The 7,233-nt window shown below is 60.2% G+C and carries 7 protein-coding genes and 1 pseudogene; 1 reads left to right on the top strand and 7 read right to left on the bottom strand.

The window, feature by feature from the left end:
* Positions 1–195 precede the first annotated feature (195 nt).
* Both QJT82_RS35935 and QJT82_RS35930 read right to left on the bottom strand, forming a co-directional pair.
* A complete protein-coding gene (locus QJT82_RS35935) occupies positions 196–1,869 on the bottom strand; it encodes a sulfatase-like hydrolase/transferase (protein WP_028343433.1) in 1,674 nt (557 codons plus the stop codon).
* A 130-nt stretch (positions 1,870–1,999) separates the two neighbouring features.
* Complete coding sequence (locus QJT82_RS35930; RefSeq protein ID WP_028343432.1) at positions 2,000–2,926, bottom strand: formylglycine-generating enzyme family protein; 927 nt, start codon at positions 2,924–2,926, stop codon at positions 2,000–2,002.
* Between the two features lie 637 nt (positions 2,927–3,563).
* Here QJT82_RS35930 and QJT82_RS35925 point away from each other — a divergent pair.
* Positions 3,564–3,971: a hypothetical protein gene (locus QJT82_RS35925; protein WP_028343431.1), complete on the top strand. Its 408-nt coding sequence runs from the start codon at positions 3,564–3,566 to the stop codon at positions 3,969–3,971.
* Between the two features lie 167 nt (positions 3,972–4,138).
* Here the strand turns inward: QJT82_RS35925 and QJT82_RS35920 are convergent.
* The 5 genes and pseudogenes from QJT82_RS35920 to QJT82_RS35895 form a co-directional block, all read right to left on the bottom strand.
* A pseudogene (locus QJT82_RS35920) lies at positions 4,139–4,255 on the bottom strand (N-acetylmuramoyl-L-alanine amidase); the annotation flags it as partial.
* 369 nt (positions 4,256–4,624) lie between these two features.
* Positions 4,625–4,804, bottom strand: a complete 180-nt coding sequence (locus tag QJT82_RS35915; protein ID WP_155258708.1) for a hypothetical protein — start codon at positions 4,802–4,804, stop codon at positions 4,625–4,627.
* Positions 4,805–4,998: 194 nt separating this feature from the next.
* Positions 4,999–5,178, bottom strand: coding sequence for a hypothetical protein (locus QJT82_RS35910; protein ID WP_028343430.1), 180 nt, complete (start codon positions 5,176–5,178; stop codon positions 4,999–5,001).
* A gap of 264 nt (positions 5,179–5,442) precedes the next feature.
* On the bottom strand, positions 5,443–5,613 hold the full coding sequence (locus QJT82_RS35900) for a hypothetical protein (RefSeq protein WP_155258707.1): 171 nt from the start codon (positions 5,611–5,613) through the stop codon (positions 5,443–5,445).
* Positions 5,614–6,324: 711 nt separating this feature from the next.
* Positions 6,325–7,200, bottom strand: a complete 876-nt coding sequence (locus tag QJT82_RS35895; protein WP_028343429.1) for a L,D-transpeptidase — start codon at positions 7,198–7,200, stop codon at positions 6,325–6,327.
* Between the last annotated feature and the right edge of the window lie 33 nt (positions 7,201–7,233).

Below are 7,233 nucleotides of genomic sequence, written 5' to 3'. Positions count from 1 at the left end.
CGTCTGGACCAAGAAAAAGGTCCGTCAACGCCGTTTCAAAGGCCGCCGTATCACTCAGCTCTGATTCCGGGTACTAGTCTTCGTTGAGAGCCTCATCTTGCGCTTCTCGTGGAGTTTGTAGGTGCCCGGGATAGGCGGCCGGCGCTTTCGGGCCGGCCGCTTCTGTTGTTCTCAATCGCGGCCTGACGTTCGCAGCTAGTCGCTTCGGCCGGCCGTCTTCATATTCTTAACTTGCTGCATGACCTGGTCCAGGTTGTAGCTGGCCGGGTCCTGCAGCGGCGGGAATTTGACGAAAGTCTCGAGGTGCATCAGCCACAGCTGCTGCCCGATAGGCAGCATGTTCCAGTCATAGACATAGGCGGTAGACGGAGAAGCAATCGCCCCGCCCATACCGAACAGCGTCTTCTGCTGTGAACCAATAGAGGTCTCGAAGGGATCGCGCTTGATGTTGACGACCTGGGTCCAGTGGAAGGGCAGCACTCCGGAAATGAAGCCCGACGGTGAGTCGGACACCATTGCGAAGTACATCTTCCAGTTCTTGTAGCGGACCGCCGACGGCTCCTTGCCGGAGTAATACAGGAAGTGGTCGCGGGCCGACTTGTCGGACCTGCCGCTCAGGTATTCCACCTGGTTGACGCCATCGAGCGTGGTCTTGACGATGCCGGGATACTCCCCGGCCTCGATCCGTTGCTTCAGTCCGTCGCCTTTGGGCCCGCCGGCGATCTCGACGAGAGTCGGGACCCAGTCGAGGGCGGCAAACATTTCGTTCTTGACCGTGCCCGGCTTGATGACGCCTGGCCACCGGATCACCATCGGGGCGCGCATGCCGCCCTCCCAAGTGCTCAGCTTGCCGCCTTTGAACGGCGTGACGCCACCGTCCGGGAAGGTGATGGTCTCGGCGCCGTTGTCGGTGGTGAACACGACGATCGTGTTGTTGAGCTGGCCCATGTCTTCGAGCTTCTTCAGCACCACGCCGATGTTGTCATCCATCTGCTTCATACCGGCTTCGTTGACGCCCCAGTCCTTGCCGCCGGGCTCGCCCACCATGGCCAAGTACTTGTCCGACAGCACGGTCGTGATGTGCATGCGTGCCGGATTGTACCAGGCGAAGAACGGCTTGTTGGTCTTCCTCGGATCGTTGCGATCGAGGAAGTCGACGACCTTAGCCGAGATTTCCTCGTCGATACCCTTCGATCGCTCGAGGGTCAGCGGGCCCTCGTCCTTGCATGTCATGTTCTTGGCGGTGCCATCCGAGGACTTGCACGCGAGCATCGGACGCGGTGGCGTCAGGCAGACCGTGGTCTTTGGATCCACCGCGCCGGCAACCTCGGGCAGGCCGGGGATCAGCGTATTCTTGCAGGGCGGCGCGACGGTCTGCTGGGTCGCGGTCTTGTTGATGTCGGGGAAGCTCACCCCCTGCATGGCGTCGAGGTGATACAGGTAGCCCCAGTATTCCTGGAAACCATGCGCAGTCGGCAACGAGTCGGTGTGGTCGCCGAGATGGTTCTTGCCGAACTCCCCGGTGTTGTAGCCGAGATCGAGCAGGAACCTGGCAAGCGACGGCGTCCCGGGCCGCAGATAGGATGGGCTGCCGGGAATCTCCGGCAAGGTCATGCCGACGCGAACCGGTTGCATGCCGGTGAGGAAGGCCGTTCGCCCGGCCGTGCAGCTCTGCTCCGCGTAATAGTGCGTGAACATTGCGCCTTCGTTGCCGATGCGATCGATGTTGGGCGTCTCCCCGACCATCAATCCGCGATGGTAGATGCTCGGCTGCATCCAGCCGATGTCGTCACCCATGATGAAGAGGATGTTTGGTTTTTGCTGGTTTTGCGCCAAGGCCGGCGTACTGACCGGACCGGACAAGGCCATCAGCATCGTCGTGCCGAGCAGCGAGGCGCAGGTCCCCTTGAGCCGGCCAGATGTCTTGCGTGACGGCGTTCTAGTAGGCGGCGACGGCTTGTCGGGCAATACAGAACTCAACATGGCTACGCTCTCCTGTTTATGATGCACTAGAGGCTCCTCGACTGATGCATCGAAAGCCAAGATGACTCGTGGAAGTATCAACCGGCTCCGCGTGGCGCGCTGCCGGCCGGTAGCGTCGGCAGTAATTCGGCGCGCACAAATGCGAGCCGCCTTTGATGACCTTCCTTGGAATCTTCACGTTGGTCATTCTGGGATCGTAGCTGTCGGCCTCACGCCCGCCGCGCGGATTCTCCGGGATGCAGCAGGCCTTCGTCACATCCGCCTCATGCCTGGGGGAATACCAGTCGGCTGTCCATTCCCAGACGTTGCCGATCATGTCGTAAAGGCCGTAGCCGTTCGGCGGGAATGCGGTGACTGGCGAGGTGCGTTCGAAACCGTCGGCATTGGTGTTTTGGTGCGGAAAATCACCCTGCCAGGTGTTAGCCATGTGATGGCCGCGCGGCATGAATTCGTCACCCCACGCATACTCGGCGTCGTCGAGCCCGCCGCGTGCCGCAAACTCCCATTCCGCTTCGGTCGGCAATTCCTTGCCAGCCCATTGCGCGTAGGCAAGCGCGTCGTTGAAGGCCACGTGCACGACCGGATGATGGTCGAGCGCATGGATGTTGCTATTCGGTCCGTAGGGATGGCGCCAGTCAGCCCCCCTGGCGAAGGTCCACCACTGGCTGAAGTCGCGCAGGCCGACCGGATGCCCCGGCGGCAAGAACATCAGTGAGCCCGCAAAGACCATATGCGGTAGGATCCCGGGATAGTCTCTCGGGTCGGGCGCAATCTCGGCCACGGTAACGTGACCAGTAGCCTTGACGAACTTTCTGAACTGCTTGTTTGTGACAGGATGGCGATCCATCCAGAAGCCATCGACACTCACCCGATGTGCCGGCGCCTCCTCCGGATAATGCTTGTCCGATCCCATGCGGAATGTCCCGCCGGGTATGTAGATCATCTTGTCGATATCCGACGGACCATCGCAAATGGCGATATCGCGCGCGCGCTTGGACTTCGCTCGCAAGGCGTCACCTCCCAGCCGGTCTTTCCGCGCTACGAGGCAAAACCCTCGCGTGATATCGGACCGTGGTCCAATATCTGCGCGCGCGGCCTCTGTTCGACCCACGGATGCCGCGGTGCCTCACTGGCCGCCCTGAAGCTGATACAGGTGACACTCACTCGCTTAAGGCGATCTTGATCTAGATCAAAGCGGGACTGCCTTCGGGGGCAGAATTCCGGGAAGCAGTGGAGGAATGCCCATAATTCCGCCTGCCCACGACTGTCCGCATCAGCCTCGGACAAGCGAGGCGCACTTGGCCATGTCGGCTACGGGGCCAATTTCGGACATTCCCGACAGGCCGCAGTGTCTTCGTGCATCGCCACCTGTTCCCCGGATGCGTCAGGTGACGTAGAATGTCACGGCCCTTGAAACGGGACGTGCCGAAATCACCGTCCGGGCAAACGAGCAGCACTGGTGCCATCGGCAGGCACGCTCTCCTAGAGGCCGTTCTTTTTTCGGTTTCGCACCACCGTTCACCACGAACTTTGCGCGCTGCATTTGCGGCGGCTCGTTCGGTAACGTCGGGAGAAAAGCGATGAGGAAGGTCGATCGAAGGTCCGCACTGGGAATCGCGTTGGCAGCGGTTTCGACTGCCATGATCAAGCCCGCCGAGGCTCAAGCCACGGGCTACAAGGATACGGCACCTTGGCCAGGTGTCGTGGTGCGTGAATATGAAGGCGAGACACCATCCCTGATCCCAGGATTCAAGACAGTCTCAATGCGCGATGTCATTATGCAGCCGGGATCGAAGACCATGGGTCCCCCGATGATGAACGCCATGATCTGCCATATCACCGAAGGGGAGCTTCGGCTTGAGCAGGAGGGAAAGACCTTTACGGGCAAGAAGAATTTTGTCTGGACCTGTAACAAGGAAACAAAAGAGCAGGCGTACAACGATGGGAATGTGGTCGCGATCATGCGGATCACGGACCTGAAGGCCTAAGGCTCTTTTCTTCGCAAGAGATCGATTGCAGGAGCGGATGGCGCACGCGACGACGCGCCATCCGCGTGCAGGACCGCTTCGGGTCAGAGGGCGATATCCCCGATGTCGGGTCGGGTTTCCGCTTCGTCCCCGACAGCGGGCGTCCCGGATTTTAGTGAGTACCTGCCCTACTCGCCCCGCTGCCGCGCCGTGGTGGCGAGCGCGCAGCCCTCGCAATAGCGGGCGTTCTTAAAGTCGATCCAGTTGTGCGCGTAGACGCGCTCCGGCGGACTGCCGTAGTGCGCGCAGCACAAGGTTGATGGGTATCGCTTCGCTCCACCCATGCTACGGGCTGGCTTTTGGCATAGTGCTTCGGCACGCACCTCGATCCAGGATCGTATGCCCATAGATCCGCCTGCCGACGAATGTCGCATCAGCCTCGGGTGCGGACAAACGAGGCAAACTTGGTTCATGTCGGCTAAGGGCCACAAGCGGTAGTTACTGCTGGTTCGGCTGAATGAAAGACGCCACCAGTTAAAGCGCTCTAATCAAGAACCGGCCCACCGCCAACCGCGCGATCGACGATGGGCCGTTCCGGGTGGATGGCACGAACTTGGTGTTTCAAGCGTCGCACCACAGACCCTACTCTCAATATCTGTACTTGGAGGTGGTTCCTACGGATTGGGCTGGCGGCCTTGCTCTTTAGGGCCCGGCTTTTCGTCCTGCTCAACCTCTTGCAGCACTGTATCAACAACGGCTTGAGTGCGTGTGTCATGCAGCTCTTCGGCGTACGCCGAAGCTGCCTCTAAGTGAAAGCGCATTTGAGTGCGCAACGCTTGTTCGCGACCAGCCATGCCATAGGATCGCAGGATCGGTCGATGAATCCATTCACATAGGTAAGAGAGCCAAGGTGTGAGGTGCCCTTATTAGGCTCCGACGTTCAAGCGCACAGCGCGACCAAGCTGTATAAGACTTGGCGGCGCTGGCGCTCAAACTGGAAGCTGCAATCCTCCAGCAATAGGGATACGGCTGAGCGAGCGGAAGGTTGCTACGGTCGGCGGTCCAGCTCCGCTAATTGCTCTTCGATGTCCTTGATTATGTCAATGAGCAAAAACCGCAGAGCGTCATGGGCGAAACGCTCCGAAAGCCCACGATAGCCGCGCAGCTTCTGTTCAAGTTCTTGCTTCGCCTCCTCTCGATTCACGTCGGCCCGGGAGAGCGTAGCCACTCGCTCGCGTGCGCGCCGGTCTCGGCTTGCCTGGCGCGCTTCAACAGCGCCTCCTTCTCAACACCTGGCGGCATCGACTTGGCCCGTTCGCGCATCTCTTCGGCCTGTCCGGCAAGCCGCGTTCCAGCGGCTCAGTTTGAATGCTCCGGCGTCTAATTGGTCCCATGCGAATTTCCTCATTGGGTTCCTGCCTGGAACGAGGGACTCAAGTCGGGAAGCCGCGCAACGTTCCTCGGGCCCGCCAACTGAGGTGGCCGGCGCGGTTCATTCCGACGCCGCTCCCTTTTCCTCAAACAGGATAATGCTGACCTCTCCGCAGGCCTCGCAGCGCTGCGTCAGGAAGCGAGTTCCAGTCTGCGCGTCAGGAAAGCTGCGGAGGTTGGTCAGCTCTCGGCCGCACTTGCAGCGACGGATAGCTTCTTCTGTTTTGAGCATCGCATGATCTCCACCGATCACGCTGACCCAACAGACCGGAGTTAAGTCCGTTCCGGACTTAACTAGGGAAATTCTGTTCACCCATGGAGAACCGCGGTAACACCCCTGCGCTGTGGATTGAGAGAACTTTGGCAGACGGCAACATTTGCTATGGGTTAATTCAGAACAGGCCCCTCGGAAATTCGAACTAAGCTCCGGCCAATTGGGACGGACGGTGAAACACCGGAGAGACAGGCCTGTCATAATCTGCAATTCTCCAGAGACGGCGCGGTGAGGCGACCCCAGTGTTCGTTCCAACGCGCTGGGGCCGTTTTTTGTCACCGTGTTTCTACGAAATCTGCTTTGAAGCAGAAGGGGCCTAGGGTCCTAATCCCGGGCTATTTCATAAAGATCATTTTTTGGTTATCCGGCAGGGGTCGCTTGCGTTGGCGGCCCCTATTTTATGTGCGTTGCGCCCTGCGCCGGTGCCTAAGACGGACAGCACTCAACCGTCCCGTCAGAACGGATGGTGATACCAGACCAATTCGGGAACATGGCAGTTGGCCGGGAGTCCGCATCGGGTCAAAAGCCGCCCGTGGTGGCTAAACCGGGCGGCAATAGAAACTCGCATATTAGTGCCGCAACTGTCGCATTCCGCATTATCGACTTCGAAGCTTACGGCTCAGACTCGGAGCGATCATCGAACAAGACCCACGCAAGTCCTGCCTTGAGCTACTGGGCGTCGGCCATCTTCGGTCGGGATGACTGCGGTTGTGCGTTGACTGCCGAGGGCCGGCTCGACGGCGACGCCGGTTCCGGCGATGAGAGGGCGGCGTCGGGCGGCGCGCTTTGGGATGGTCGATGGGCAGCTTGTGCCGGAAGCACGATCACTTTCGCTCCGACCTTCACCCGATCATAAAGGTCCGTGACGTCGTCATTGGTCAGCCGGATGCAGCCGGACGAAACCCGCTTCCCGATCGTATCGGGCTTGTTGGTGCCGTGAATGCGATATTCGGTATCGCCCAGATACATCGCCCGGGCGCCGAGCGGATTACCAGGACCGCCTGCCATAAACCGCGGCAGATAAGGCTGGCGCGAAAGCATCTCTGCCGGCGGACGCCAATCCGGCCATTCCGTCTTGCGGGCCACGACCTGTTCACCGGACCATGTGAAACCTTCGCGGCCAACACCGATGCCGTAGCGCATCGCCTGCCCGCCGTTCAGAACGAGATAGAGGAATGTGTTTCCGGTATCGATGACGACGGTGCCCGGCGGCTGGTGACTGACGTAGTCAACCACCTGCCGAACAAATCTTCCGGGAGCGTCAGCGGCTTTTGGTGTTTCGATCCGGGGTGCGGGGACCGGGATTGGAACCGGAGCTGGCGCTGGAGCCTGAACCGGCGCCGCTACGTGAATGGGAGTCGACGGCGTCGGACTAGATGGCGCCGGCACCTGGTGCGCGGCTTGCTTCCGTATTGGTTGAACGCTCGCCGGCCGCCACAGCAAGCTGTACCCCAATGCGGCAGCGGCCACGACGCCAACTACAACTCTTCCGGCGACCGGCAGGGTGAGCGTTTCGATCTTTCCACGTTTGGCCCGCTTGCCCATACCTCTCCCCTGATCCCAAGCCTGGAAGAGGTA

Source organism: Bradyrhizobium sp. Mp19, assembly GCF_029952935.1.
In the GTDB taxonomy this organism is placed as follows: Bacteria; Pseudomonadota; Alphaproteobacteria; order Rhizobiales; family Xanthobacteraceae; genus Bradyrhizobium; species Bradyrhizobium elkanii.
This window is presented reverse-complemented; position numbering and strand designations above follow the sequence as displayed.